Origin of the sequence: Saccharopolyspora antiqui (assembly GCF_052246905.1) — a bacterium.
Classification (GTDB): domain Bacteria; phylum Actinomycetota; class Actinomycetes; order Mycobacteriales; family Pseudonocardiaceae; genus Saccharopolyspora.
The window spans coordinates 1-25,778 of the sequence record NZ_JBQQBO010000038.1 but is presented as its reverse complement, the minus strand read 5'-3'; the positions used below and the strand labels follow the sequence as shown (position 1 = coordinate 25,778).

The following is a 25,778-nucleotide window of genomic DNA, read 5'->3' as shown; positions in this document are numbered from 1 at the left end:
CGCCCCGCGCTCTTCGAAACGACCGAGCGCACCTTCAACGCGGTCATCGACGTCGGGTCGACGACCGTCCCTTCATCCGAGCATGCCGTTGCGCTTGAGGATCGATATGGCGCCGACGGTGGCGTATCCGCGCCATTCCAACGTGGCCGCGGCGGAGTGGCTGGTGAAGTCGACCGGCCAGCCCCCGTCGCGCTGCTGCTGGTCTGCGAGACGGCGTAGATCGGCAGCGATCACGTCTGGCGCGAACAGGTTTCGCGCCGGGCGGTCGGGCAAGGGCGCGAAATTCAGCGGACGCATCATTTCGTCCTCGGCGCCGCCTTCGACGTGCAAGAGCCCGTTCTCGGGGAGGTGGTCGCGGAGCCGGTCCAGCAGCTTGGGCGCCTCAGGATGGGTGTCGTATGCGGCGTCGAGGAACCCCACGGCGAAGGCGAGCACGAGAGCGTGCGGTTGGCCTTCGAGCTCGCGGATCGCGGACAGGCAGTACTCGGTGGCGCGGGCGAGCCACGGGTGGGAGGCCACGTCCGGATCGTGGGCGGCGACGTGGTGGGCGTTCGCCGTGACGATCGCGGAGATCTGCAGCGACGATACGTTCGGGTCGGCGTCCGCCCAGAAGGGTGCGCAGCCTGCGGGGTTGGTGACAGGCAGCGCGAATGGCAGCCCGCCGTCGGGCAAGGTCACCGATGCCAGCCAGTCACAGAGCTCGACGGCTTGTGGGCTCCTGACCGGGGCGATGTCCGCGAACACCTCGAACGCGTGCAGCGCCGGTCCGGTTTGGCTCTCCGCGGACCGCAGGTCGGGTTCGAGGCCCCAGCCGAAACCGCCGTCGGGGTTGCAGTACGCCTCAAGGGCGGCGAGGGTCGCTCTGGGATCGGCCTCGCCGAGCAGGTGCTGGTAGCGGCGGCGATCGAGGAGCCGGGCGTGTGTGGCCATGAAAGCTGAAGCCATGGAAAGGTCGACGTGCATGTGCCCATCATGAGCGGGCGCCACAGCCCTGTCTTGAACAGTTCGGACATCGGCGTGCGCGACACGATGCGCCGGAATCCGCGCACACTCCTCGATGGCGCGGATATCCGCTGTCATGTCCGCGCGACGGGATCGGACCTCAGTCCGTTCGCCCGTTGAGCCGCCAAAATCGGTGGACAAAATCGACACCCACGACGATTGTCGCGGCATGCGGCAGGATGAGATCTGGGACGCCGATGCGGCCCAGCGCTATGACACACCAGGTAGCGGCATGTTCGCGCCCGAGATCTTGGGGCAGACAGTGGACCGCCTCGCGGAACTGGCCGGTGACGGACAGGCGCTTGAGTTCGCCATCGGCACCGGCCGCGTGGCCATCCCGCTCGCCGAGCGAGGAGTGCCCGTCACCGGCATCGAGCTGTCCCGTCCGATGATCGATCAGCTGCGGACGAAGGCAGATGAAACGACGATCCCCGTGGTCATCGGGGATATGGCGACCGCAACCGCGCCGGGCAGCTACTCGCTCGTCTACCTGGTCTACAACACGATCTCGAACCTGCTCACCCAAGCTGAGCAGGTCGCCTGCTTCCGCAACGCCGCCCGCCATCTGATCCCCGGTGGCCGGTTCGTGATCGAACTTGGGGTGCCCGAGCTGCGCAGGCTCCCACCGGGGCAGGACGCCTTGGTCTTCCGTGCCGAGCCCGGTTACATCGGTTTGGACACTTACGACGTCCTGCGCCAGCACCTCGTGTCACACCACTTCACGTTCGACGAGAGCAGGCAGGCCCGGCTGGACCGCAGTCCGCACCGCTACATCTGGCCAGCAGAACTCGACCTCATGGCCCAGCTGGCCGGGTTCGAAATGGAGACCAGGCACGCGGACTGGACCGGAGCCGAATTCACCGCCGAATCAAGCTCCCACATCTCCGTCTACCGCATCCCACGAAGCCGCTAACAGCACCGGAAACGGGGTGAAGGGCACCTTCTACCAAGTAACTTGGCGAAAGGTGCCCTTCACCCCTCGCCGGATCGGGGCGAAATGGTGCGGCGGTGGTTTTGGCGGAGCTGGTAGCGTTCCTGGTGTGCAGCGTGCTGGTCTGACTACGACGCCGGAGGATGTCCCGGCGCGCTGATCGTTGTCTTGGAAGCCCCGGGCGAGTGCCCGGGGTTTCGTCGTGTGGTCACTCGCCTCAACATCCGCGAGGAGACCCGATGCATGATCACCGCAAGCTCGGCCGCGAGCTGGGCCTGTTCGACACCGACCCGTTGATCGGCGCTGGCCTGCCGTACTGGTTGCCCGACGGTGCCGTCGTGCGGCACACCCTGGAGGAGTACATCCGGGGCGCCGAGCGCCGGGCCGGTTACCGGCACGTGTGCTCACCGGTGCTGGGCAAGCGGGAACTGTACGAGATCTCCGGGCACTGGTCGCACTACAGCGACGACATGTTCCCGCCGATGGATCTCGGCGGTGAGCAGTTCGTGCTGCGACCGAGCCTGTGCCCGCACCACGCGCTGATCTACCGGTCCAGGTCGCACAGCTACCGCGAACTGCCGCTGCGGATGGCCGAGCTGGGCGACATGTACCGATCGGAACTCTCCGGTGTGCTGGGCGGTTTGACCAGAGTCCGCGCCATCCACCTCAACGACGCGCACATCTTCTGCACCCTGGAGCAGGTCGCCGACGAGGCCCAGGCGGCGCTGGAGATGATCCGCCAGGCGTACGCCGCGATGGGCATCCGGCCGGTCCGCTACCGGCTTTCCCTGGCCGGTGCGGGCGGGAAGTACGTTGCCGCGCCAGAGATGTGGCAGCGGGCCGCGGCGTTGCTGACCGAAGTCCTGGAGCGTTCGGGACTGGCGTACGAGGCGGTCGAGGGCGAGGCGGCGTTCTACGGGCCGAAGATCGACGTGCAGATCGCGGACAGCGCCGGTCGCGAGGCGACCCTGTCCACCGTGCAGGTCGACTTCCACCAGCCGGAGCAGTTCGGGCTGCACTACATCGGCGCGGACGGCGCCAAGCACCGGCCGGTCATGGTCCACCGCAGCATCATCGGCAGCGTGGAAAGGGCGGTGGCGCACCTCATCGAGTTGCACGGCGGCGCCTTTCCGGCCTGGCTCGCGCCGACCCAGCTGGTGGTGCTGCCGATCTCCGACGCGGAACTGCCGCACGCCGCTGACCTGGTGCGGCGGTGCGCCGAACTGGGGCTGCGGGCGGAGCTCGCCGGGCCGGAGGACGGCAGCCTGGGCGCCCGCATCAGGGCAGCCCGGCTCGTCCCGTACCAGGCGGTGATCGGTGCGAAAGAGGTTGTCAACGACCAGGTTTCGCTGCGCCTGCGCGATGGTCGCCGGTTGGCCGCCCAGTCGGCGGCGGAAGTCGTGGCGCGCATCGCCGCACTGGTCGACGCGCACCGCACCGATCTGTGGGAATAGGCGCGACGGTTTGGGCTCGTGAGTGGTTGTTCCGGTGCGAACCAGGATTCCTCACTCACGAGCACTGACCGGCTCCAGAGGCGAGATGGCTGTGGAACGTGTGTGGCGGTAGATGACCGAGGTCTTGAAGCCGGTGACTTCCTTGCGCTTGCTGAGCCGGTCGACGAGGAAGGCGTGAAGTCGGTCGAGGTCCTGCACCGCCACCTGGAGCAGGAAGTCATCGCTTCCGGCCAGCACGAAGACCGACAGCACCTCGGGCAGGGCGGCCACGAAGTCCTGGAAGGAATCGATCACCTGCCGGTGCAGGGGCCGCACCTGCACCGAGATCAGCGCTTGCACGCTTCGGTTCAGCGCAGCCAGCGAGACTTCTCCGTGGTAGCCGCGAATCACGTTGCGCCGTTCGAGGGACCGGACGCGCTCCAGCGCCGTTGAGGGGGCGACACCGAGTCGGCGGGCGAGTTCGCGGTTGGTCTGCCGCGCATCGCTCTGGAGCTCGGCCAGGATCGCCGAATCAAGTTCATCCATGACCCGAAATTATCACCAAGTTCCGATCATATGTTCGGCGTGAATCCATGAATCCAGTTCGTATGAATAGCATCGAGTTCAGATCTCGGTCATTTGGGCACCAGGCGATCTCCAGATCGTTCGGTGTCCAGTCCAGCTCCGGTCTGCTGATCCTCGGGAGGACACGTGAACGCGACCAGCGAACATCCAGAGCTTGAGCACGAGGAAGTAGTGGTGCGCCGCGGCCAGCGCAGCGGGTTACCGATCATCGTGGCTGTCCACTCGACGGCCCGAGGACGGGCCATCGGCGGATGTCGGTTCTGGCAGTACCCGCACTGGACCGACGGTCTCGCCGACGCGCTACGCCTGTCGGCAGGCATGACCGACAAGTGCGCCGCCGCCGGAGTGCGGCACGGGGGCGGCAAGACCGTGGTCGCACTCCCTCCTGGGCAGGTCCTCGATCCGACGGGGCGGCGGGATGCTCTACACGACGTCGGAGACGTCATCGACAGCCTGCACGGTCGCTACGCAACCGGGCCGGACGTGGGAACCACACCCGATGACATGGCCGCCATCGGTGAGCGCACCACGAACGTGTTCTGCAAGCCCCGCGAACTCGGCGGCAGCGGTGACTCCTCCCCGCACACCGCCGTGGGAGTCATGGCGGCGCTGCGCGCCCTTTGCACCCATCTCGACGGGCGGGCCGCACTCGACGGCCGCCGCATCGGCCTCGTGGGACTCGGCCACGTCGGCACCCTCCTGGCCCGCGAACTCGCGGCGGCCGGTGCCAGGCTGATCGTCGCCGACACCAATGCCGCCCGGCGGGAAGTCGCCGATGTCCTGCGGGCCCAGCGCACAACCCTGGAGCTGAAGTGCGCGGGTGTGGGCGCCGCGCTGTCCCGGCGATCCGTCGAACCGTCCACGCTCTCACTGCTCGGACTCCTCCGACACCTCGCCGATGTGGAACGGCGCTGGTTCCGGTGCGTGCTGGCCGGGCAGGACGCGCGGCCCCTCTTCTCCTCCGAGGACGACCCCGATGGGGATTTCGACGGTGCGGTCGCCGATCCCGTGGTCGTCGCGACTGCGTGGGAAGCCTGGCGTGGTGAAGTGGCGTTCGCCGAGCACTTCGTCGCCGATGCACCCCACCTCGACGTCGAAGGGGCCGACTCGTGGCGCGGCAAGGTGTCGCTGCGTTGGGTGCTCGTCCACCTGATCGAGGAGTACGCCCGCCACAACGGCCACGCCGACCTCCTCCGCGAACGAATCGACGGAGCAATCGGCGTGTGACACCCGAGCCGCCACAACCACCCAGGAGGCGGCGCTCATCCCTTCCCCCAAAGCAGGGCAGCGACAACGGCGGCCTTCACGACTACCCCAACCGCGAGTGGGCCGGTCTGGTCGGCGACTTTCTATGCCATGCGCTGGCGCACCTACCTGTCCACTCTGGAACACACCCTCGCTACCGGCGAACCACCGTCCACCATCGACTGGTTCGCGCTGGAGAACACGTGGAACACCAAGCGAAACGACTGCCCGACGACGCCCGTCGGCGACCCGTACACGCTCGCGGTCAAGGCCAGGAACGCCCTGCCGCCAATGGGCTGAGCGCCTGATCGTCGATACCTGCCGAACGTCACCTCGCCGAACGCCGGCCTGCGCGCCGTGCTGTCAGAGCCGCTGCTCCTGTTCGATCAAGCGTTGGTTCATGTTGGCTGCCACCACTTCGGCGCGAAGGATCGAAGGAAAAAGACCGTCCGGTGGCCCGCAACTCGTCCGACTCCAGTCTTAGTTGACGACGACGGGTCAGCAAGTCGTGACGAATCCTGTGATGCAGGCCGACGCCGTTGTCCATCTCGGCGAATTTCCCACTCGGCGACTACTCGACGTTGTGACGACAACATGCAGACCAACTACGTGTTGCGGGTGCGGTGTCGGACGATGACAGGAAGAGGACAGCCCGTGCCGGGAGCGGCCGCACGCCGACAGGATCCGGTGGCATGAAACGAATACGTATGGTGACGTTTGCAGTCTCCGGCACCCTGCTGGTCGGCGTGGCGGTCGCTGTGCCGGTCTTCGCCGCCCCCGGCTCCGCACTGGAGGCCGCCTCGGGCGCCCAGGCTTGTGACTACCCGGCGCAGGTGCTGGACCTGAGCAGCTGGAAGATCCAGCTGCCGATCGGTGCTGAGGAGAGCCCGGACGAGGTCGAGCAGCCGCAACTGGACACCTACCAGGTGGATCCGTGGTTCACGGCGGCCCCCGGGTGCGACGGCGTGGTGTTCCGGTCCGCGGTCAACGGGGTGACCACCGGCGGTTCCAACTACCCGCGTTCGGAACTGCGGGAGATGAACGGCTCAGAGGAAGCGTCGTGGGCGGCCACTGACGGGACCCATGTCATGACCATCGACCAGACGGTCACGCACCTGCCCAACGACAAGCAGCACATGGTCGTCGGCCAGATCCACGGCGGCGACGACGACGTGTCGGTGTTCCGGGTCGAGGGCAGCAACCTCTACGTCACCAACGGCGACGATGCCCACTACCAGCTGGTGACCGACAACTTCCAGCCGAACACCCGCTTCCAGGTGAAGTTCGTGGTGGCGGATGGGACGATCAACGCGTACTACAACGGTGGGCTGGCGGCCACGCTCGACGCCGACTTCACCACGGGCTACTTCAAGGCCGGTGCCTACACGCAGGCCAACTGCGAGAACTCCAGTCCCTGCGACGAGAGCAACTACGGCGAGGTCGTCATCCACGACGTGACCCTGGGCGAGGGCGGCAGCACCCCGCCGCCGTCGGACGCCCCCACCCCGCCCCCGCCGCCGTCCAACGACCCCAGCCCGACACCGCCGCCATCCAACGACCCCAGCCCGACACCGCCGCCGTCGGAGGATCCCGGTCCGACTCCGCCGCCAGCGGGCGGCGCGCTGAAGGTGTCGGAGGTGACCGCGAGCGACGACGATGGCAACGTGCCGGCCAACACACTCGACCAGGACCCGGCCACGCGCTGGTCGGACGAGGGTGATGGCGTGTGGATCAGCTACGACCTCGGCACGGCCAAGACGGTCAGCTCGGTGGACCTGGCCTGGCACAAGGGCGACTCCCGCGAGCAGGACTTCGAGATCCAGACCTCGATCGACGGGGACGAGTGGACCACCCAGTTCGAAGGCACGACCGGCGGAACCACACTGCGGTCGGAGAAGTACGACATCCCCGACACACAGGCCCGGTACGTTCGGATAGTCGGTGACGGCAACACCGACAACGACTGGACCAGCATCACCGAAACCGCCATCTACCCGCCGGCCTGACGGCCGGCTGATCGCGCGTTCTACGAGGGCGTGTCTCGTAGTTCGGGAAGCCGGCCGCGTCATTGCCAAGTCCTTGGCGCGCCTGGCCATTCCCGGCGACTCGTGCCGCGGTGGCTGCGGACGCCGTGGTAGCCGCCGTCCACGATCGTCACCCGATCGACCCGCCGTTTGCGGACCGGCGCGAACGCCAAGTTCGCGGAACTGGCCCGGCCGCAGACCGGGACGATCCACTCCGACCCCGACGCGGTGACCATCTGCGCGCCCACACGTGATCAACTACCTGCCCGACCAGCCGATCAGCACCCATCCCGACTTACGAGACATCGCTCAGACACGTGCGATGAGTTTGATCTCGACGAGTTGTTCCGGGAAGGCCAGCCGGGTCACGCCGAGGATCGTGCTCGCGACCTGGGGATCTTCCTGCCCGTACACCTCTCCCGTTCCCATCCTCGGAGCGCCCCCGGCACGATTCGAACCCGCGACACTCACCGAGACAGGACATCGGTGGAGATTCACGTCCGCATCCTGCGGCAGACCCGACCTCGGCCGCGCCCCGTCGTCGCACTGCATAGCCCAGTCGCACTGCATAGCCCAGTCGCACTGCATAGCCCAGTCGAACTTCTTGCGCAGTTAACGCATGGGGCTGCACTCCGTTGCCACGGCGCCATTCTGCGCCGATCTACTCGCGTTGATTGTTCAACGACTTCTCGGAGCGCATTGTGGCCACCACTTCCCCCGGACCAACCGATTCCGAAGAATTCCCCGCTACCGGCTCGCCGAGCCGCCGCCGCTTCCTCGGCCTCGCCGCCGGCGTCGCCGCCGCCCTCACCACGCTGCCGGCCGAAGCTTCGGCGGCGTCCGCGAGCGCGCCGCCGCTGCGGTTCGGCGTGATCGCAGACTGTCAGTACGCCGACAAGCCCGACGGTCCGGTGCGTCTCTACCGGCTGTCGGTCGCCAAGTTGAAGGAGGCCGTGGCCACACTGAACGAGGCCGACCTCCGCTTCTCGTTCCACCTTGGCGACATGGTCGACGAGTTCCCAGTGAGCTTCGACACCATCATGCCGATCTGGGACAAGCTGCAGATGCCGAAGTACCAGGTTCTCGGCAATCACGACTTCCAGATGCCCCGCGCCGAGCTGCTCCCGACGATGGGCATGCCCTCGTCGTACTACCAGTTCCGCCGCAACGGCTGGCGCTTCATCGTGGTCGATACCAACGACATCAGCACCTACGGAAACCCCAAGGGATCCGAAAAGTACGCCCTCGCCGAGAAGATGCGCGCCGACCTTCAGGCGGCAGGCAAGCCCAACGCCCAGACCTGGAACGGTGGCATCGGCGCCGAGCAGTTCGCCTGGATCGAGCAGATCCTTGAGCAAGCCCGCCGCGCGGGCGAGAAGGTCGTCCTCAACGCGCATCACCCGATCTATCCCGTGAACGAGCACAACGCCTACAACGACGCCCAACTCGTCGAGCTGGTGACGTCCTACGACAACGTCGTCGCCTGGTTCAACGGCCACAACCACGCCGGCAACTACGGCTTCACCGGTGGCACCCACTTCATCAACTTCAAGGGCATGGTCGACACGACAACTACGTCGTACGCGACTGTGCAGGCCCACGACGATCACCTCATGATCGAAGGTTTCGGCCGAGAGCCGAACCGCATCGCTCCGTTCGGGGCGCCGGCCTACCAGGTCTGATCCGCCAGCCCTCTGTGCAACTGCTGCCCGCCGGGATGGGCGGGGGTTGACCGCTCGTGAGATCGCCGATTACCTCGGTCACGAGCACGTCAGCATGACCCAGGACGTGTACATGAACCGGGGGCTGATCAGCAGCTCGGCAGCCGAAGCGCTGGCGAACATGCAGCTAGAGGGCTGAGGCGAAGATGGGGATAAAGTGGGGGTTGATCTTGCACTAGATCAGCCCCCACGTCGTTTACCAGCGGTTGAGCGCCCCCGGCAGGGCTACACGCAGACTGTCCCACGTCTGACCAGTGGTTTTCCAGCGGCATGCTGGTGATCGAGGGAAGCTTCCAGGTCGGCAACCCAGGTGGTGACGCCTGATGGCCGCCGCTGCGCCCCAGCCACCGACCGAGCCCGTCGTCATCGTCCGAGTCGGATTCGGTGAGCAGGGTGAGGTCTTCGGGTGTCCATGCGGTCACGAAGTCACGTCTTCCGTCCGGCTGGGTTCGGCTGCTCGGCCGTGAGGTGAAGACGAGCCGCTGACCGGCTGGTGGCTGAACCGCTCGGCACGATTGCTCGTCCGAAGCCCACCGACGCGGCCGAGTGCTCCCGTCGTGTATGCGGTGGTAGCCGGTCGTAGAGCCGCGGCAGGACGCACGCGAGCAGTTGCGTATCGCTCCCGACGTGTTCGGGGCGATGGGTATGGAGCGTTCGCGCACCGCGCCGCCCACGAGCTGCTGGCTACCGGCGGGCACGTCCGCGATGAGATTGAATTTGCATATACAAGCAAGTACTTTGGGGAGTGTGGACACGCGAGCAGGGAAACTCGAAGAACGTGGGGAAATAAGTCCATTCTGGATCGATATTGCGCAGTCCGAACTGGACGACCTGTACCACCGGCTGGACCGGACACGATGGCCGGACGAACTGCCGGGCGTCGGCTGGACCTACGGCATTCCACTGGGATACGTGAAGGAACTCGCCGCGTACTGGCGGAACCGCTACGACTGGCGGGCCCAGGAAGCGCTGCTGAACTCGTTCCCGCAGTTCACCACCACGATCGACGGTCAGAACGTGCATTTCCTGCACGTCCGCTCGGCAGAGGAGAACGCCATCCCGCTGGTCCTGACCCACGGATGGCCCGGCTCGGTGGTCGAGTTCCTCCAGGTCATCGGCCCGCTGACCGATCCGGTGGCCCATGGCGGCCAGGCTGACGAGGCGTTCCACGTGGTGGTGCCGTCGATGCCGGGATACGGCTTCTCCGGCCTGACCACGGAAACCGGCTGGGACCTTGAGCGGATCGCACTGGCCTGGGACGAGCTCATGCGGCGGCTTGGGTACCGGAAATACGGAGCCCAAGGCGGGGACTGGGGCTCGAACATCTCCATCGAGCTCGCGGCCGCCCATCCCGACCAGGTGCTCGGCGTGCACGTCAACATGCTGGTGACCGGACCGAGCGGTGCTCCGGAACATCCGTCGGTCCAGGAGCAACGCCGGCTCGCCGCACGCAAACGGTTCGACCAGGAGCTTTCCGGTTACCTGCGCCTTCAGGCGACGCGGCCGCAGACGGTGGGTTTCGGGCTAGCCGACTCCCCGGTCGGGCAGTTGGCCTGGATCGCGGAGAAGTTCAAGGACTGGACCGATTCCACGAACCTGCCGGAAGATGCCGTCGACCGGGACCAGCTGCTCACCAACGTGATGCTGTACTGGCTGACGAACACAGGAGCTTCCTCAGCGCGGCTGTATCACGAGTCGTCGAGCTGGTTGCGGGGCCGGCTGACCAGAGTCGACAGGCCGATGGCGGTGGCCGTTTTCGCCAAGGACATTCACCAGCCGGACAGATCGGTGGCGGAGACCTACAATAACATCGTGCGGTGGACGGAGTTCGACCGCGGCGGGCACTTCGCGGCGATGGAGCAGCCCGATCTGCTTGTCGGCGACGTGCGCGCGTTCTTCGCTCGTTTTCGCTGAGCAGCGGGACGCGCCGACGGCTCAACGCCGGTTTGAGCCGTCCAGCAGCGCGAGTGCCGCTTTCCTTGATGCCGGCTTCGAGGGCGCCCTGCGTTGCGGACTACGGCCACCACCGCACGTCACGTCCAGGCAGCTCTCGGCGGGGCGCCGGGTGAACGAAAAGGCGGGTCTGCGGGGACAACTCAAGCTCCGACGGATCTGATGAGATCGGCCGCACGCTCTGCGATCATGATCGTCGGTGCGTTGGTGTTGCCGTGCACGATGGACGGCATCACTGACGCGTCGACCACGCGAAGACCTTCCACGCCCAGCACCCGGAGGTCAGGGTCCACGACTGACCCAATGGCGCACGTCGATGTCGGGTGGTATTGCGTCTGCGACTTCTGCCGGGCGAAGGCGAGGAGGTCGGCATCGCTGTCGGATTCGGGTACGTCGAAGTTTCCCGTGATTACTTTGCTCATGGCTGGCTGCGCGGCGATCTCCATAGCCGCGCGCAACCCACCAATCAAGCTTTGCCGGTCTGCTTCGGTCTGGAGGTAGTTGTGCTGAATGCGTGGTGCGGCATCTGGTGAAGCGGATCTCAGCCGGACGTGCCCACGGCTTTCCGGGTTGAGTGTGCTCACCGCGATCACGGTGCCGTCGACCGCGGGGGCAGCCAGCCCTTCATCGAAGAAGAGCACAGGCCCGCTGTGCAATTGGACGTCGGGCCCGACCAAGCCAGGCCGTGTTTCGATGAAGCCGCCGCCCTCGTCGACGTTGCAGGTCAGTGGCCCCCGCCCCGCCTGCTGAAGCAGCGCCAGGTTTTCCGCGCTTGCCGCGGTGCGCAGCGACTCCTGATCAGTCAGGTAGTTGGTTGCGCAGAGCAGGTGATCCTGTAGACCTCGACCAACCGGCAGGTCCGCGACCACGGGTATGCCGAACGAACTCACGTCGGCGGCCGGTCCAACACCTGAGAGAAGTAGCAGGTGAGGTGATCCGTAGGCACCGGCAGACAGCACGACTTCGCGTTCGGCTCGAAGCACTGTGACGTCGTGCCCTTCGCTGATCTCCACCCCGATCGCGCGCTGGCCGTCGAAGACCACTCGATGGGCCAGCGCCTGGGTGATCACGGTGAGGTTCTGGCGGTCGAGCGCCGGTCGAAGGTACCCATCCGCGGTGCTCCATCGCATCCCGTTGTGCTGCGTGACCTGATAACGGCCCACGCCGAGTTGGGCGGCACCGTTGAAGTCCGGATTATGTTGGTAGCCGGCCTCGATCGCGGATTCGAGGAACACGTCCACCACCGGGCTGAGTGAACGGCTGTCGGATACGTGTTGCGGGCCGCCCGCACCGTGGTACTCGTCGGCTCCCCGTTCGTTGTTCTCCGCACGGATGAAGTACGGAAGGACGTCCTTGTAGCTCCAGCCCTGCGCTCCTTGTGCCGCCCAGTTGTCATAGTCATCCGAGTTGCCTCGGATGTAGACCATGGCGTTCATCGAACTCGACCCGCCAAGCATTTTGCCGCGGGGCAGGTAGGCTCGACGGCGGCCCAGCTCAGGTTCGCACTCGCTGTCGAAGTCCCAGTCCCAGGTGGTCTTGAATAGTGTGGAGAAGGCGGCTGGGATGTGGATCTCTGGTGCGGTGTCGGCTGATCCGGCCTCGACGAGAGCTACGGTTACTTCCGGGTCCTCGGACAGTCTGGCTGCTAACACACATCCGGCAGACCCCGCGCCGACGATGACGTAGTCGTACATGTGATTCCTTCGGTTCAAGATCTGGTTGTGAACCCTCCGTGATCACGCGGAGAGCTTGGCGCCGAGACCACTACCGAGAGGTCCGTCGGCGAGGCCGGCCTTCAAGGCACCGGTGATGGTGGCAACCCGCTTGCCCTGGAACATGGCAGCGTCACGGGCTGTGTCGTCGACGGGAATCGTCCCGTTGCCGTTGACATGGCTGGTGCCGTACGGGTTGCCGTCGACGAACTTGACCGGGTCGGTGTATCCGGGAGGCACGACGAAGCCGCCGAAGTGGTACACCGTGTTGTAGAGCGCGAGCAAGGTCGACTCCTGCCCGCCGTGCGCGGTAGCCGTGGCGGTGAATCCGCTGTAGACCTTGTTGGCCAGTAAGCCCCGGGCCCACAGGCCGCCGAGGCTGTCGATGAACTGCTTGATCTGGCTGGCGACGTTGCCGAAGCGGGTCGGGCTGCCGAAGATGACGGCGTCGGCCCACAGGATGTCGTCCGAGGTGGCGACGGGGACGTCCTGGGTCGCCTTCACGTGATCGGCCCAGCCCTGGTTGGAAGCGATCGCCTCCTCGGACGCCAGCTCCGCGACCTTGAGCAGCTTGACCTCAGCGCCGGCGTCCTTCGCGCCCGCGACGACGGACTGCGCCAGCTCGAAGACAGTCCCGGTCGATGAGTAGTAGACGACGGCGATTTTGGCGAGGTCGGTCATGGATGTTTCTTCCTTTCGATGAGAATTGCCGTGGGAAACCGCGGCAGAGCGTGGTACGGCCCCGGAGACGCGCTCGGCGTGCACCGACAACTCCAGCTCTACATGGCGACCGGCCATCCCTTTCATGGCCGTGATGCCGTGCGCGTAGCGATCGACGGTCCCGGTCGCGCGTACGACAAGAGTGTTCCCGGATACGGACGCCGAACTCACCGCGAACTCCACCGGTGCTGTCCGGGGGCGGGCGGTGATATTGCCTACCAGAATCCAGGTGTCATGCCGCTTCTCAACCACCAGCGATTCGAACCCGATCGCTGGGTGCTCCTCCACGTGTAGGAACGAGCTGGATCGAACTTTGGCGTCGCGGCTCGGGTTGCCGCTGGAGAAACTCTGGGCGTTCGCGGTAGCCCGAACGATCGAGCCCGTGGGTGGATCAGTCACAACGAGTTCACCCGACAGCAGTTCGAACGAGCCGGAGACCCCAGCGAGTCCGAACAGGTGGCGTGCGGTGAAATTGATTGACGACCGTTGTGGGTCCACGACCCATTTCCCCGGGGCAGGAATCTCGATATTCATGTTTCTGTCCTTGTCTTGCGAGGGCGCGGCAGCACCGCCGCCGTCGTCGACGAGTCGGAGGACTCGCTTGCCGCTACCGTGCCGGGTGGCGACGTCGCGATAAGCCTGCTGGACCTGCTCCAGGGGATAGACGGCGGCGATGGGCGGTCAGTGCGCCACTGGCGACGAGGGCCGCGAGACGACTCCAGATCTCCGGAGATGACGCCTGTTCCTGGGCATCAGCGTGGACGCCGTAACGTGCGACAGCCGCTCCGTCGGCGACGGTGTTGATCCGTTCCGGAGCCACCCCCAGCGCGACCGCGAGATCGACATTGCCATCGCCGTAGTTGTCCAGGAAGGCATCGATCCCATGCGGCGCCACCGTTACAAGACGTTCGCGCAGCCCCGCGCCGCACTCGACCGGCTCGATACCCAGCGAGCGCAGAAACTCGAAGTTGCCCGGCCCGGCTGTGCCGACGACGCGAGCGCCACGCAGTCGTGCCAACTGGGCGGAAATGGTGCCGACACCGCCCGCCGCAGCCGAAACTACGACGGTCTCACCGGTGCCAGGAGCAACAGCTTCCACCGAAGCCCAAGCTGTGCTGCCGACCCCGGCGATACATGCGGCCTGTTCCCAGCTCACGCCGGGTGGCTTGAGGGCCACCGCGTTCGGCTCGATCACTACGAAGTCGGCATGCGCGGCACGCGGTGCGAAACCGATGACCTCAGCCCCGACCGGAAACCCGTCGACGGAGTCACCGACCTCCACGACACGGCCCGCGAAGTCGTTGCCCTGCCCCTCAGGGAAGTTCGCGGGCCACCGCTGCGCGAACAACCCCTCACGGATGCCGATCTCGCCCGGGTTGACCGCCGCCGCAAAGACCTGGGCCACGAGGCGCCCGCGTGGTGCGCGGGGGCGCTCGACCTCGACCAGTTCAAGCACCTCCGGCCCGCCATACCGCCGAAATCTCACTGCCCTGGGCACAACGCCTCCCTTCGTCCCCGCGGTGGGTAGCGACGACACATCACACTTACAGACAACTACTCCAATAAACTTGTCTCGTCAAGCAAATACCGACGACGCGGTGGAGATGGACCGTGGCCTCGCTTCTGACATCGCCATCGTCGAGGCACTGCCCAAAACGCGTTCTGGCAGGATTCTCCGCAAGGCGATGCGGGCGATTGCCGACGGAACCCCCGAGCCGGTGCCCGCGACGATCGACGACGCCTCGGTGCTCGATCGGCTTCATTTCCGTACTCCGCGGGGAATGAAGCCGATCAGGCTTAAACCGGGTTCATGTCCGTGAAGATCTGGTAGTTGCTGACCAGGCCCTCGCCGTCGATGTCGAAGATGTTCGTGCACGGGAGCGTGAGCGTCGTGCCGTCCAGTCGGACGTAGGTGACCCGAAGCTCGGCGATGACCCCGTCCGGCACGGACCACGCACGGACGATGTCGTGGTGCAGGCTCGTGATCGTCGTGCGGAACCGCGTGATCATGGCGCGGATCGCCTCCCGGCAGAGCACCGCTTCGCCACTCCCGCTCGTCAGCGATGCGTCCTGGCTGACGCGGTCGGCGATGGCGTCTGCGTCACAGAAGTCCACCAAGCGGAGAAAGCCCTCCGACCATGTCCTCGCATCCTTGACGGTAGCCACGTGAACCTCCTTGGTTCGGCACGGATTGGTGACCGCCGGCAGGCCGCGGTGGTCCGGAATGGAGCGGCCACGACAAGGGCGCCCACGTGAACGTACTCGAATAACTTGCAATGTCAAGCAAATAGTTGCACGGTTGCGACCAGTAACGAAAAACCTCCTGACGTTCGGGTTCACCGAAGCCGACTTTGCCGATGGAGGCAGCGATCGCCTGGTCGATGCCGTCGTCGCGTGGGGCGATGCGGAGGGCATCAAGCGACGGGTGGAGCAGCATCTCGTGGCAGGTGCCGATCACGTGTGCATTCAGCCGCTCACCGACACGGACCGTTGCCCGAACGGGCGGTTTCCGGTCCGTGAGCTGGTCGAACTGGCGCCAGTCCTGATCGGCTGACGCTGGACGGGACTTCGTGAGCTCCCCTCGCTCGAACTAGCAATGTTGCTTGACGAGGCAAATTAACCTGGAATACTCGAACCAGAAGATGCCTGTGTGTTCGGTAGGTATCGTCGGTCGAGTTTCCCCTTCGGCGATGCGGTTCTCGTGAGGCCTGAGCCAGTTCGTCCTGATGTTCGTACCGATGGCGCCGTGACCAAGGAGTGAAAAGATGAGCAATCCGACCGTGGGTGGCGAAGCGATCGCCATCGTGCGCCGCAACACCGAGGAGATTCAGGGCCAGGGGGACTGGGCCCTGTTCGATGAGTTGTGGTCCGAGGATTTCGTGGACCACACGCCGCAGCCCGGTGTCACCGCGGATAAGGCTGGTGTACTCACGCTCTACAAAGGACTCCGGGACGCGTTCCCGGATTTCCGTCCGGAGATCCACTGGCAGGTGGCTGCCGGGAACATGGTGACCACGTACAAGACTTATCACGGCACGCACGAAGGGCTGTTTCTCGGCGTTCCCGCTACTGGCAAGACCGTGAGTTTCTACACGGTGGACGTCATGCGAGTCGAGGGCGGGAAAATCGTGGCACATTGGGGCGTCGCCACTCTGCTCGACCTGATGCAGCAGCTGGGCGCCGTTCCGCCGTTCGGCGGCTCTGCCGAGTGAGGCGAGGTCGACCGGCGAGCGCCTGAGGGGTGCACCTTTCCGCTGGTACGAGCACGCCTAGAATTGTGGGGTGAGTCGCAAACCACGGCCGGAACCGCTCACTCCTGACGAGGAGGCGGTGTGGCGTGCGATCGCGCGTGCGGTGCTGGTCATCCCGCGTGTCCTGGAGTCGGAGCTCATGGAGGAGCAGGGGCTCAATATTGCCGAGTACAAGGTACTCATGACGCTGTCGGAGCGGCCTGGGCGCTCGACGCGGATGAGTGAGCTGGCTGACGCGGTGGCCATGTCGCTGAGTGGCCTCTCGCGGGTCGTCGACCGGCTCGAACGGCGAGAGCTCATCGCGCGGGTTCGTGACGAGTCAGACGGCCGCGGTCAGGTCGCACGCCTGAGCAAGGCGGGCATGGACCGTCTGCGCAAGGCCTACCCGAGTCATCTGGGCAGCGTGCGGCGACACGTCGTGGACCACCTCGCCGGACTGGACCTGACCGCCCTCGCCGCGGCTTTCCGGAAGATCGGGGAGCGCGATATCTGATCTTTCCCGCGAGGCGCGTGGGTCCTTATCGAGCTGGTAAAGGCCCGATCAGGGCCGTTCGACTGTGGCTGGCTTGCGCCATGTGCGAGTCGTTCGCTCGCGGGAAAGCTCTCGCCAACGAGACTCGGTCAACTGATTGCGCAAGCAAATAAAATGATTGTTGGCGCGGAATCCAAGCCGGTCCCCGGCGCGAGGCCGGCGTTCTTCAGCCGACCGGCCCAATCGAGGTTGAGGTGATCCAGGTCGCGCCAGGTCATGGGATGCCCTCGCATTCGAGCGCGAGGTCGCCTGGCCTACGCACATTCCCGTAGTGCACGCCCTCGTTATCCGCGGCAGCCCCAGTAGTTAGACGGAGTTCGGACACCGAAGCGAGAGCCACCGCGGCACCGCCTACCGGGCGCTGCGGTGGCTGCACGTTCGCAAGAGTCAACGCCCTTTACTCGTTCACCACAGGCGTGGAGGGGCGACGCGTATGGATCGATCGTCCCAACATCAGTGCCAGGGCCGCCGCAGCGACCGCGACCGCGCCCGCGGTTGTGAACACCGCCGACACTCCGGCGGAGTCCACCAGCAATCCCCCGATCGCGGAGCCGGCTGCGATCGAGATCTGCATAGTGCTGACAGCCAGCGCCGACGCCGGCTCCTGCGCCTTCGGAGCCGCATCCAGCATCCAGATCTGGGTGGCAAGGGGCACCACACCCCAGGCGAATCCCCAGATGACGACCAGAATGCCCACAGTTACGGCGGAGGCGCCGAGCGTGGGCAGGACGACGAGGGCGATGCCGACTCCGGTCGCGGCAACCGCGAACGTCGTCACGCGACTTCGGGCCACCAGTGAGCCGCCGGCGAGCGTCCCGACAATGCCCGCCGCTCCGTATCCGAACAGGAGTCCGGTGACCTGGGCGGAACTCAAGTTGGCATGCGAGAGCAGGAATGGTGTGACGTAGGTCGAAGCCGCGAACTGTCCGACGAAGACGGTAGTCGTGACCGCCAGCCCGGCTCTGGCCAACGGGATCCGGAAGAGGCTGCCGAAGTCCCGAAAGCGTGTTCGGCCATGGGGCGCGATGTTCGGCAGCAAGCCGAGCTGTGCGACGGCGATCAGGATTGCCACGGCCGCCGCTGCCGCGAAGGTCAGGCGCCAGCCGAGGACGTTGCCCAGGAACTGCCCGGCAGGCAGGCCGAGAATCGTTCCCGCGGAGACGCCGCCGATGATGATCGAGTTCGCGCGGGTGCCGTGACGGCGCCCCACCAGCCTCGCACCGGTCGGCGGGACCACTGTCCAGAAGCCACCGATCGCGACACCGAGGAGTATGCGGCCGACCAGGACGAGCCAGAAGACGGGAGCAGCGGCGGCGATCACGTTGGAGAGGGTCACCAGGAATCCGAGCCCGGCGATCACCAGACGTCTGTCGATGCGCCGGGCGATCACCAGGATCAGCGGCGCGGAGACAGCGGCACTCATGCCTGGAATGAGCACCATCAGGCCTGCCGTGCCCAGCGAGACATGCAGGCCGTCGGCCATCCGAGGCAGGAACCCCACTGGCAGGAACTCCGTCGTCACGATCACGAAGGCGCCCAGCGCGACGGATGCCACCGCCGACCAGGCACGCAGCGCGATGAGTCCTTCGTTCGGCTGGAGACTCTCATCCGGCCTTGCGCCTGTCACGGTCATGCCGCACCCACCGAGGCCGGACGGACACGCGAGCCAGCCCTGCTCGCGGAATCGCGGATGGTCGCGGCGCCGGGAAAGCCGGACGTTGGCGGGGGTCCGGCTATCGCGTCGGCGGGGGAGTGCGGGACGTTGGCTACCAACGAAATGCTCCTTGCTTGCCTGTTCAGTAGATCCACACTCCCTTGAACTTGCAGAAACAAACAATTATATTCGCAGTGTGAGGAAGCGGACAGCGGAGTTCGAGGTTCAGCCCCTGACGCCGGCCGAGGAGGCGGCGTGGCGGGCATTGGCCCGCGCGATCGTCGTGATCCCGCGCGTGCTCGACGCGGACCTGCGCGGCGCGCGGGGCCTGGGCAACACCGAATACTCGGTGCTGATGAACCTCTCCGAGGCTCCGGGCCGCTCGCTCAGGATGAGTCAGCTGGCGAACTACATGTCGCTGAGTGTCAGCGGAATGACCAGGGTGGTCGAGCGGCTGTCGCGGCACGGGCTCGTCGAGCGGATGCGCGCCGAGTCGGACAAGCGCGGGCAGGTCGCAGTGCTCACCGCGGACGGCTTTGCTCGGCTGGAGGAAGCATGGCCGAGTCACCTGGCCAGTGTCCGTCGTCGGGTGATGGATCACCTCGTGGGTGTCGACCTGCGGGCCCTTGCCGACGCCATTGCGAGTATCGCCTCCGCGGATATGGGACCACCCGTGCGACGCGCCGCCCGGATGCATCCGGGGACAGATCGTTAGGTTCCCGGAAAACTGGGTGCCGGGGCATTGGAGGATCGCGTCCTGGGTGAGCTCTAGATGGTGCCGGTCGAGCGGCGGCCTCGGGGTCGCCGTCGAGGCACGCGTTCAGGATCGCGGCGTGCTCGTTGACGATTACCTGGCCGCATCCCTGGCCACCCCAGAGCCCGACTACGACCTGATCGTCTGTGTGAAGGCGGATCGCCTCTCGGGCGATCAGTTTGTTCTTCTGGACCGCGAACGCGTCGCCGCACACCACTGTGTCTCGACCGCCTACGCGACCGAGCCCTGGGACCCGGCGTTGGAGATGCTGACCGAGGCGCGCGCACTCGCCGCGCTCATACGCCGCCGCGTCCTCGGCTCCAGCTACTTCACCATCGGGAGCTGCTACACTATCGGGCGAGGAATGTGAGCGTTGGCAAGAGAAAACGAGTGCCGTGACGACGCCACCGGACGACTGATTCCTGACGAACCGCCGGAACTGATCGCCGAAATCCGCACCGTGGAAGGAATCGAGGGGAACGGTTTGCCGCGGAACAGGCACGAGTGTTGTGGGAAGTGACGCAATGGCAGGCCCGGAACAGGTCCGCGCGTGGGCTGGACAACGCAGCGTAGGACGTGCGCGAAGCCCCTACAGCAAAGCCGCAGCGGGCGGGGAGTCGATCGACGCTGCCACACAGCCAACTCTGCTGCGGTTCGCATGACTGGGACGTGTGTCCACTCGCGACATGCGAGCCCCACACTCTCCTTGCCGCGACAGCTCGGTTCGTCCCAGCGCGCCCTTCCCGAAGACGGGCTGATCGTCGCGCACTTCTACGACGTCGAATCCGTCCGCATGGACCTCGACACGCGGGGGCGGACACGCGCACGAACAGTTCAACATCCCGATCACTCGTGATGGCTGCATCCAAGACTTGCTCGCCGAGGCCGAACGCCCCGATCGGCGATTCGACTACGTCATCTGCGAGTCGATCGAACGTACCGCCCGGCTGAATGGGTCGACCGTCCCAGCAGCGCGTCAGGCCGCTGGCGAGGCCGTCCTGTTGCTATTCAACCGTGAGCAGCGGCCTTACTAGCGCAAAAACGACAACGAGAACAGGGAGGGTGTCATGTCCAGCACCGTTCCCGTCCCCATCCTTGGAGCGCCCCCGGCAGGATTCGAACCTGCGACACCCGCTTTAGGAGATGTTCGCCTCGTTGACCACGCCTATGATTCTCGGACCTCCTGCCAAGCGCGCCGGACTTCGCCCAGTGCCTCAACGGCGGTGATGCGCAGGCGTGTCTGCCCGGCTAGCTCGCGTTGCCAGGTGGCTTCGTCAGGTGGTGTGGCGAATTGGTCCGCTGTCGGCATCTTGTTGGTCGGTCCGTACTTCCTGAACAGCTCCGCCGCGGCTGCATCCAGCGCTCCAACGTTTGCGAGCAGCCAGAGGTCGTAGAGATCGCGAGATGCTGCGCGGTCGACCCATGCAGTCGTCTTCCATGCTGCGGAGGACTCTCGGGTAGGCACCAGCAGGGTGGCTGGCGGTGCGTCGGAGTAACGCTGGACCAGCGCTCGACGTTCGGTCGGCCACGGCGCATATCCGGTGTGGTTGAGCAGTTGGATTCGCACGGTCGTGCCGTCCGGGGCAGCAAGAACGGCTGGTTCGACGTCGCGAACCGTCGTCAACGGAGGGTTCCAGGTAAGCCCTGGGTATTCGCGCCGGACGGCCCGTACCAGCGATCGTTCGAGGGCTTCGGCGGTTGCGCGGCGTCCGCTGAGCGCGATCAGATCGATGTCTTCGGACAGGCGGCCTCCTGGGATGAACGTCCGAGACAGGGCAGTGTCACCGAAGAAGAGGACTTGTTCGGCCAAGTGCTGGCTGAGGGCGGCCAGCAGGTGGGAGATCAGGTGGTCACGGCGCACTTGAGCGCGCGCGACTCCGAATTGTTCGGCGACAGCCTGTTCTTCGTCAGGATCGAGCATGGTCAATTACCTTCGAGGACGCGTTGAAGGGTTGCGCGGCGACGTTGTTTGGTCGCGAGTTCGCGGAGCAGGTCGTGATCGGCGCGCGGGAGCAATCCTTGGATGGCCGCGCGGGTTTCTGCTGGTATACCGCCAAGCTCGGGGCGAGCGGCGAGGTCGAGGATGGTCTGCTCGACCGTCGTGACCCAGCCTCGGCCGAGTTCATTGGTGTGTTGTTGGAGATCGAGCGCGGCGACGTCGCGGCGAACGAACACGACGCTGGCGTCGCGATCGGCCAACTGCAGCACCGGCCGACGTCGAGCCGCGGCGACGACGGCGACCGCGAGCCCGCGTGGAATCACGCCGTGAACGCGTCCTGCGGACAGTCCCATGAGCGCGACCGCGTCGATGCCGTCGTCAGCGGCGGCGATGCCGAGTGCGGCGGCCTCCAGTTCCGGAAGCCAGTGACGACCGAGCTGATCATCCGGCACCGCGGCGTAGTACCCGGTAGCGAGCCGATGCAGCGCCCCCGCACGGGTGAGGCGAGCGACCTCGGGGCGCGGATGGGCATAGACAGCGCCAGCGTCTTGCGGGCGCAGGACCCGGATCGGCCGTCGAAGGAGTTCGGGAGGCACCCGAGCAGGAGTATGCCCCATGACTGTCACCTCCGTAGGTCTTTACCCTACGCTCGTTCCACTGACGGTGAGCATAGGGCACCTGTCGAGAGGGCGCTGATGTGTCTGATCGCGATCCGGTCTATGCGCGCAGGCGCCAGGAGATCGCCAAGTGCGCGACGCGGCACGATGTGCACGACCTACCCGCCGCGTATCCATCGACCTTTTGAGCGCCCCCGGCAGGATTCGAACCTGCGACACCCGCTTTAGGAGAGCGGTGCTCTATCCCCTGAGCTACGAGGGCCTAGGGCGAAGGGTACCTGGGTTGCTGTTCGGGACCGACACCTGGTTGGCGCCATCGAGTCGCATCGGCAACAGGTGCCCGTCGCGTATCGTCAGGTGATCGTTACCGTTCGGCGCCTCTGGGGTGGGTATGGGCAACACGAACAGCGGTGAGGTGCACAACCTCGTGCAGGTCGGGACGCTCCACGGCGACGTGCACTTCCACCAGGCCGCCGCGAAGCGTCCGGCTCAGCTGCCGCCGGTGCCGGTCCACTTCGTCGATCGCGAGCCGCAGCGGGCGGATTTGGACGGGGTGTTGGCCGAGCAGCGCGGGGCGCGAGCTGGTTGGGCCGTGATCAGCGGGCCCAGCGGGGTCGGCAAGAGCGCATTGGGCAGCTACTGGTTGCACCAGGTCAGCGAGTTGTTCGAGCACGGTCAGATTTGCTTCGACTTCGGTAGTGGGCGCGGCCTCGACCAGGCCGTCGAGCATTGCCTGCGCTCGCTCGGCGTGTCGGGGGAGCGGATCCCGTTGTCGGTGCACGACAAGATCGCGCTGCTGCGCAGCCAGACCAACGGGCAGCGTTTGTTGTTCTTCTTCGACAATGTTGCTGACCCGCGAGAAGTGGAAGAGTTGTTGCCTGCCTCGGCGCACAGCATGGTGTTGTGCACGAGTCACCAGGACGCCGCCGAACTCGTGCCAAGCGGGGTTCGACCGATCCGTTTGACCGAGCTGGAACCGGAGCATGCGCTCGACTACCTGCGGCGAAACGGGCTGCGGGAGCGCATCGACGCCGAGCCCGCGGCTGCTGGGGAGCTCGTGGAGCGGTGCGACTACCTGCCGATCGCGCTGTACATCGTGGCCGGGCTGCTGAACCAGAAGGCGTCCTGGAGCATCGCTCGGGCGGTTCGGGAGCTGTCCGATCAGCGTCGGCGGCGGAGCTACTTCAAGAAGGCCTTCACGGCGCTGGACTTGGTGACCGGGCAGCTTCCGGCCGCGCAATTCGACTTCTACGCGCTGCTCGGGGTCTTTCCCGGTCCTGTTTTCGGAGCTGGGGCGGTGGCGGCATTGGCCGATCTCGGCGAGTTCGACGCTCAAGACCGACTCGACGAACTGCACAGGACCTGCCTGGTGGAAGAAAACGATCAGGACCAGTACCGGTTTCACGACCTCGTGCGCGAGCATGCTGCGGCGGCGGCCCGGGAGTTCGGTGCCGATCGGCGTGACGAGGCGTTGCGGCGGTTGGTCGGCTGGTATCGGCGGCAGGGGGCTTTCGCCGATCGGATGGTGATGGAGCCCAGTCGGCTCCGGGTCGTCGACGACGAGGTCACCGGCGAGAACCCGTTCTCGGCGGACGAGGCGTTGGAGTGGTTGGAGCGCGAGCGGATCAACCTCCTAGCGTTGGTCGAGCTGGCCGCCGAGCGCGGGTGGCACGTCGACGTCGTCGCGCTCTGCGACGGTCCACTGTGGGCGTTGCACAACCAGCACAAGCACTATTCGGACACCTTGCGGGCGTTGGAGCGGGCAATCCGGGCCGCGCGGGAACTGAAGAACCTGGTTGCCGAGGCTCGGATGCGGAGCCTGCGGGGCCAGCTGCTGATGGAACGCGGCGAGCTGCCCGCGGCGCTGCGGGAGTGCGTGCAGGCAGTGCAGGTCGCTGAGCAGGCCGGGCATCGGCGGATCTTGGCGTCGGCGCTGGAGTTCCAGGGCAAGGTGCGGCATGCCCGCGAGGAGTTCACCGAGGCCGTCGAGTTGTTCGAGCGGTCTCGACGCCTCAACGAGGAGCTCGGTCGACCGCGCGGCGTGGCCCTGCAGGAATACCTGATGGGCAAGGCGCTCACCGGACTTCGGCGGCACGACGAAGCAGTCGCGGTGCTGGGGACCGCGCTTGAGCGGATGGCGGAATTCCCCGGCGACAAGCGGATTCCGTCCCGCATCCGGGTCGCGATGGCCGCCGCGCACCAGGCGCTCGGGCAGCACGAGCAGGCCATCCCCGCGTTGCAACAGACGATCTCGGCAACTCGTGAGCGCAACGCTTCGTTCGACCTGGCCGAGCCGCTGGAAATGCTGGCGGATTCGCTGCGTGCCACCGGGCGGCCGGACGCCCAGGAGCACCTGGCCGAAGCGCTCGCGATCTACGAGCAGGCGCACAGCCCGAAGGCCGAGCGGGTGCGCCGGAAGCTCACGGAGTGAACAGCTCCACCGGTTCCGGGCGCGCTGGCCACGGCGGTTCCGGCAAGCCCAGCTGGTCGTAGATGACCTTGCGCAGTCGCGGGTAGGCCTGGTCCTGGAAGGCGCTCGCGGCCAGCTCCTGATGACCGTTGATCGGTTTGGCCGAGTCGATCTGGGGTCGCACGGCTGTGTTCGGATCCAGCCGGGGCGCCCGTTCACCCAGCGTCGCCATGGGCGATCGCGACACGACCTCGTCGCTGCCGAAGGCCGCCAGCAGCAGCGGTTTCCCCAGGGTAGCGGCATAGAAGGCCAGCGAGCCGTGATCGGAGATGACCACGTCCGCGGCGACCAGCGCGGCCTGCCACTTCCGCAGCGGCGGCACCAGGATCAGCCCGTTGCGCCGGGCGGTCTGCGTCCAGCCTTCGAGTTGCAGGCGCTTGTACTTGTCCCAGATGTTCGGGTGCAGGATCAGCGCCACCTGGTAATCGGCGGCGGGCAATGCGCTGACCAGCTGTTTCGCCAGGTCGCCGTGGCGGCCGTACAGCGACTGCGGTCCCCAGGTGGAGGCGAGCACGACGAGTTTCCGCGGCCCGGTGCCGATTGCCTTCCGGTAGAGCTCGCGCATCGGCAGGCTGGCCCGCAGGCGCGCGAAGCACGGATCACCGATCACCTCGGCACGCGGGACGGCCTCCGGGCAGCTGCGCCGCAACGTCTCGAAGTGGTCCACATGGGACAGTCCGACGACAGCGGGGACCACCCGCCCCTCGTGCATCAGTTGCGTTCGGGACAGGCCTGAAATCTCTTGGGTGAAGCCGGTTTCCACGGCGCGGAACTTGTGCGGCCCGGCACCGTGCGACATCGTCAGCACCGCGACGTCCAACTCGTGCAGCGGGCCGTTGCCGCTCGGGGAGATCGCGAAGTCGAAGTTCTCGCCGGTCGCGTCGTGCCAGTCCGCGACCTGGGCTTCGCAGCGGTGCAGGTGGTCGGTGAGCTGTGATGCGAACTTCGAGCCTTCCGCCACCGCGAACCGGGTTTCCACCCGCATGTCGTCGGCCAGCGCCGGAAGAACGTCCAGCAGTCGGTCCAACGCGGTCAGCGTGCGGACGACCCCGAGGACCCGCCGCTGCACCCGCACGGTGTCCCAGTGATCAGCCCGGTCCGGTCCACCTTCCGGGTTCCGGGTTCCGGGTTCCGGGTTCCGGGTTCCGGGTTCCGGGTTCCGGGTTCCGGGTTCCGGGTTCCGGGTTCCGGGTTCCGGGTTCCGGGTTCCGGGTTCCGGGTTCCGGGTTCCGGGT

Annotated in this window: 24 protein-coding genes, 2 tRNA genes and 1 pseudogene; 15 read left to right on the top strand and 12 right to left on the bottom strand. The window is 66.2% G+C overall.

The features are described from left to right. Positions 1–72: 72 nt before the first annotated feature. Positions 73–963 (bottom strand): prenyltransferase/squalene oxidase repeat-containing protein, encoded by an 891-nt coding sequence (locus ACTWQN_RS35730; RefSeq protein WP_443208128.1) that lies wholly within the window; start codon positions 961–963, stop codon positions 73–75. Positions 964–1,171: 208 nt separating this feature from the next. On the opposite strand from ACTWQN_RS35730, the gene ACTWQN_RS35725 reads away from it, so the two are divergent. Together ACTWQN_RS35725 and thrS are read left to right on the top strand one after the other, a co-directional pair. Then, positions 1,172–1,915, top strand: a complete 744-nt coding sequence (locus ACTWQN_RS35725) for a class I SAM-dependent methyltransferase (protein WP_443208091.1) — start codon at positions 1,172–1,174, stop codon at positions 1,913–1,915. Between the two features lie 257 nt (positions 1,916–2,172). Next, on the top strand, positions 2,173–3,387 hold the full coding sequence (gene thrS, locus ACTWQN_RS35720) for a threonine--tRNA ligase (RefSeq protein WP_443208090.1): 1,215 nt from the start codon (positions 2,173–2,175) through the stop codon (positions 3,385–3,387). Between the two features lie 51 nt (positions 3,388–3,438). Here thrS and ACTWQN_RS35715 read toward each other — a convergent pair whose 3' ends face one another. Beyond that, a complete protein-coding gene (locus tag ACTWQN_RS35715) occupies positions 3,439–3,912 on the bottom strand; it encodes an Lrp/AsnC family transcriptional regulator (protein WP_443208089.1) in 474 nt (157 codons plus the stop codon). A 165-nt stretch (positions 3,913–4,077) separates the two neighbouring features. On the opposite strand from ACTWQN_RS35715, the gene ACTWQN_RS35710 reads away from it, so the two are divergent. The 6 genes and pseudogenes from ACTWQN_RS35710 (at position 4,078) to ACTWQN_RS35685 (ending at position 10,855) form a co-directional block, all read left to right on the top strand. After that, positions 4,078–5,178: a mycothiol transferase gene (locus tag ACTWQN_RS35710; protein ID WP_443208088.1), complete on the top strand. Its 1,101-nt coding sequence runs from the start codon at positions 4,078–4,080 to the stop codon at positions 5,176–5,178. Between the two features lie 126 nt (positions 5,179–5,304). Next, positions 5,305–5,496 (top strand): annotated as a pseudogene (locus ACTWQN_RS35705) (alpha-N-acetylglucosaminidase C-terminal domain-containing protein); the annotation flags it as partial. Positions 5,497–5,903: 407 nt separating this feature from the next. Then, positions 5,904–7,202, top strand: coding sequence for a polysaccharide lyase family 7 protein (locus ACTWQN_RS35700; RefSeq protein WP_443208087.1), 1,299 nt, complete (start codon positions 5,904–5,906; stop codon positions 7,200–7,202). Between the two features lie 692 nt (positions 7,203–7,894). After that, positions 7,895–8,902, top strand: coding sequence for a metallophosphoesterase (locus ACTWQN_RS35695; protein ID WP_443208086.1), 1,008 nt, complete (start codon positions 7,895–7,897; stop codon positions 8,900–8,902). Positions 8,903–8,948: 46 nt separating this feature from the next. Beyond that, a complete protein-coding gene (locus ACTWQN_RS35690) occupies positions 8,949–9,080 on the top strand; it encodes a hypothetical protein (protein ID WP_443208085.1) in 132 nt (43 codons plus the stop codon). A 488-nt stretch (positions 9,081–9,568) separates the two neighbouring features. Continuing rightward, on the top strand, positions 9,569–10,855 hold the full coding sequence (locus tag ACTWQN_RS35685; RefSeq protein ID WP_443208084.1) for an epoxide hydrolase family protein: 1,287 nt from the start codon (positions 9,569–9,571) through the stop codon (positions 10,853–10,855). A 182-nt stretch (positions 10,856–11,037) separates the two neighbouring features. Here the strand turns inward: ACTWQN_RS35685 and ACTWQN_RS35680 are convergent, their stop codons facing one another. The 3 genes from ACTWQN_RS35680 to ACTWQN_RS35670 all read right to left on the bottom strand — a co-directional run bounded on the left by ACTWQN_RS35680 (position 11,038) and on the right by ACTWQN_RS35670 (position 14,782). Then, positions 11,038–12,588 carry a GMC family oxidoreductase gene (locus ACTWQN_RS35680; RefSeq protein WP_443208083.1) on the bottom strand — a complete coding sequence of 517 codons (1,551 nt, stop codon included), beginning with the start codon at positions 12,586–12,588 and terminating at the stop codon, positions 11,038–11,040. Between the two features lie 42 nt (positions 12,589–12,630). Next, on the bottom strand, positions 12,631–13,860 hold the full coding sequence (gene wrbA / locus ACTWQN_RS35675) for an NAD(P)H:quinone oxidoreductase (RefSeq protein WP_443208082.1): 1,230 nt from the start codon (positions 13,858–13,860) through the stop codon (positions 12,631–12,633). Between the two features lie 73 nt (positions 13,861–13,933). Continuing rightward, positions 13,934–14,782: an NADP-dependent oxidoreductase gene (locus ACTWQN_RS35670; protein WP_443208081.1), complete on the bottom strand. Its 849-nt coding sequence runs from the start codon at positions 14,780–14,782 to the stop codon at positions 13,934–13,936. 112 nt (positions 14,783–14,894) lie between these two features. Here ACTWQN_RS35670 and ACTWQN_RS35665 point away from each other — a divergent pair, with 112 nt between their 5' ends. Further along, the gene (locus ACTWQN_RS35665) at positions 14,895–15,146 is read left to right on the top strand and encodes a hypothetical protein (protein WP_443208080.1); all 252 of its coding nucleotides are present in this window, start codon (positions 14,895–14,897) and stop codon (positions 15,144–15,146) included. Here ACTWQN_RS35665 and ACTWQN_RS35660 read toward each other — a convergent pair. Next, a complete protein-coding gene (locus ACTWQN_RS35660; protein WP_443208079.1) occupies positions 15,124–15,492 on the bottom strand; it encodes a nuclear transport factor 2 family protein in 369 nt (122 codons plus the stop codon). The two genes, ACTWQN_RS35665 and ACTWQN_RS35660, sit on opposite strands and share 23 nt — an antisense overlap. Positions 15,493–15,625: 133 nt before the next feature. Here ACTWQN_RS35660 and ACTWQN_RS35655 point away from each other — a divergent pair, with 133 nt between their 5' ends. The 3 genes from ACTWQN_RS35655 to ACTWQN_RS35645 all read left to right on the top strand — a co-directional run bounded on the left by ACTWQN_RS35655 (position 15,626) and on the right by ACTWQN_RS35645 (position 17,070). After that, complete coding sequence (locus tag ACTWQN_RS35655) at positions 15,626–15,880, top strand: LLM class oxidoreductase (protein ID WP_443208078.1); 255 nt, start codon at positions 15,626–15,628, stop codon at positions 15,878–15,880. A gap of 211 nt (positions 15,881–16,091) precedes the next feature. Next, positions 16,092–16,538, top strand: a complete 447-nt coding sequence (locus ACTWQN_RS35650) for an ester cyclase (RefSeq protein WP_443208077.1) — start codon at positions 16,092–16,094, stop codon at positions 16,536–16,538. A gap of 118 nt (positions 16,539–16,656) precedes the next feature. Next, positions 16,657–17,070 carry a MarR family winged helix-turn-helix transcriptional regulator gene (locus tag ACTWQN_RS35645; RefSeq protein WP_443208076.1) on the top strand — a complete coding sequence of 138 codons (414 nt, stop codon included), beginning with the start codon at positions 16,657–16,659 and terminating at the stop codon, positions 17,068–17,070. Positions 17,071–17,506: 436 nt separating this feature from the next. Here the strand turns inward: ACTWQN_RS35645 and ACTWQN_RS35640 are convergent, their stop codons facing one another. After that, a complete protein-coding gene (locus ACTWQN_RS35640; RefSeq protein WP_443208075.1) occupies positions 17,507–18,742 on the bottom strand; it encodes an MFS transporter in 1,236 nt (411 codons plus the stop codon). 217 nt (positions 18,743–18,959) lie between these two features. Here ACTWQN_RS35640 and ACTWQN_RS35635 point away from each other — a divergent pair, with 217 nt between their 5' ends. Then, positions 18,960–19,478: a MarR family winged helix-turn-helix transcriptional regulator gene (locus tag ACTWQN_RS35635; RefSeq protein WP_443208074.1), complete on the top strand. Its 519-nt coding sequence runs from the start codon at positions 18,960–18,962 to the stop codon at positions 19,476–19,478. A gap of 118 nt (positions 19,479–19,596) precedes the next feature. Continuing rightward, positions 19,597–19,887: a hypothetical protein gene (locus tag ACTWQN_RS35630; protein ID WP_443208073.1), complete on the top strand. Its 291-nt coding sequence runs from the start codon at positions 19,597–19,599 to the stop codon at positions 19,885–19,887. A 726-nt stretch (positions 19,888–20,613) separates the two neighbouring features. Here ACTWQN_RS35630 and ACTWQN_RS35625 read toward each other — a convergent pair. The 4 genes from ACTWQN_RS35625 to ACTWQN_RS35610 all read right to left on the bottom strand — a co-directional run bounded on the left by ACTWQN_RS35625 (position 20,614) and on the right by ACTWQN_RS35610 (position 22,335). Then, positions 20,614–20,681, bottom strand: a tRNA-OTHER gene (locus tag ACTWQN_RS35625). A gap of 1 nt (position 20,682) precedes the next feature. Then, a complete protein-coding gene (locus ACTWQN_RS35620) occupies positions 20,683–21,438 on the bottom strand; it encodes a nucleotidyl transferase AbiEii/AbiGii toxin family protein (protein ID WP_443208072.1) in 756 nt (251 codons plus the stop codon). Positions 21,439–21,440: 2 nt separating this feature from the next. After that, positions 21,441–22,073, bottom strand: coding sequence for a hypothetical protein (locus ACTWQN_RS35615; RefSeq protein ID WP_443208071.1), 633 nt, complete (start codon positions 22,071–22,073; stop codon positions 21,441–21,443). 189 nt (positions 22,074–22,262) lie between these two features. After that, positions 22,263–22,335 (bottom strand) — tRNA-Arg (locus ACTWQN_RS35610). Between the two features lie 129 nt (positions 22,336–22,464). On the opposite strand from ACTWQN_RS35610, the gene ACTWQN_RS35605 reads away from it, so the two are divergent. Then, on the top strand, positions 22,465–24,504 hold the full coding sequence (locus ACTWQN_RS35605; RefSeq protein WP_443208070.1) for a tetratricopeptide repeat protein: 2,040 nt from the start codon (positions 22,465–22,467) through the stop codon (positions 24,502–24,504). Here ACTWQN_RS35605 and ACTWQN_RS35600 read toward each other — a convergent pair. After that, the coding region (locus tag ACTWQN_RS35600; RefSeq protein ID WP_443208069.1) for a CDP-glycerol glycerophosphotransferase family protein at positions 24,494–25,778 on the bottom strand (1,285 nt) is incomplete at its 5' end. The genes ACTWQN_RS35605 and ACTWQN_RS35600 overlap by 11 nt on opposite strands.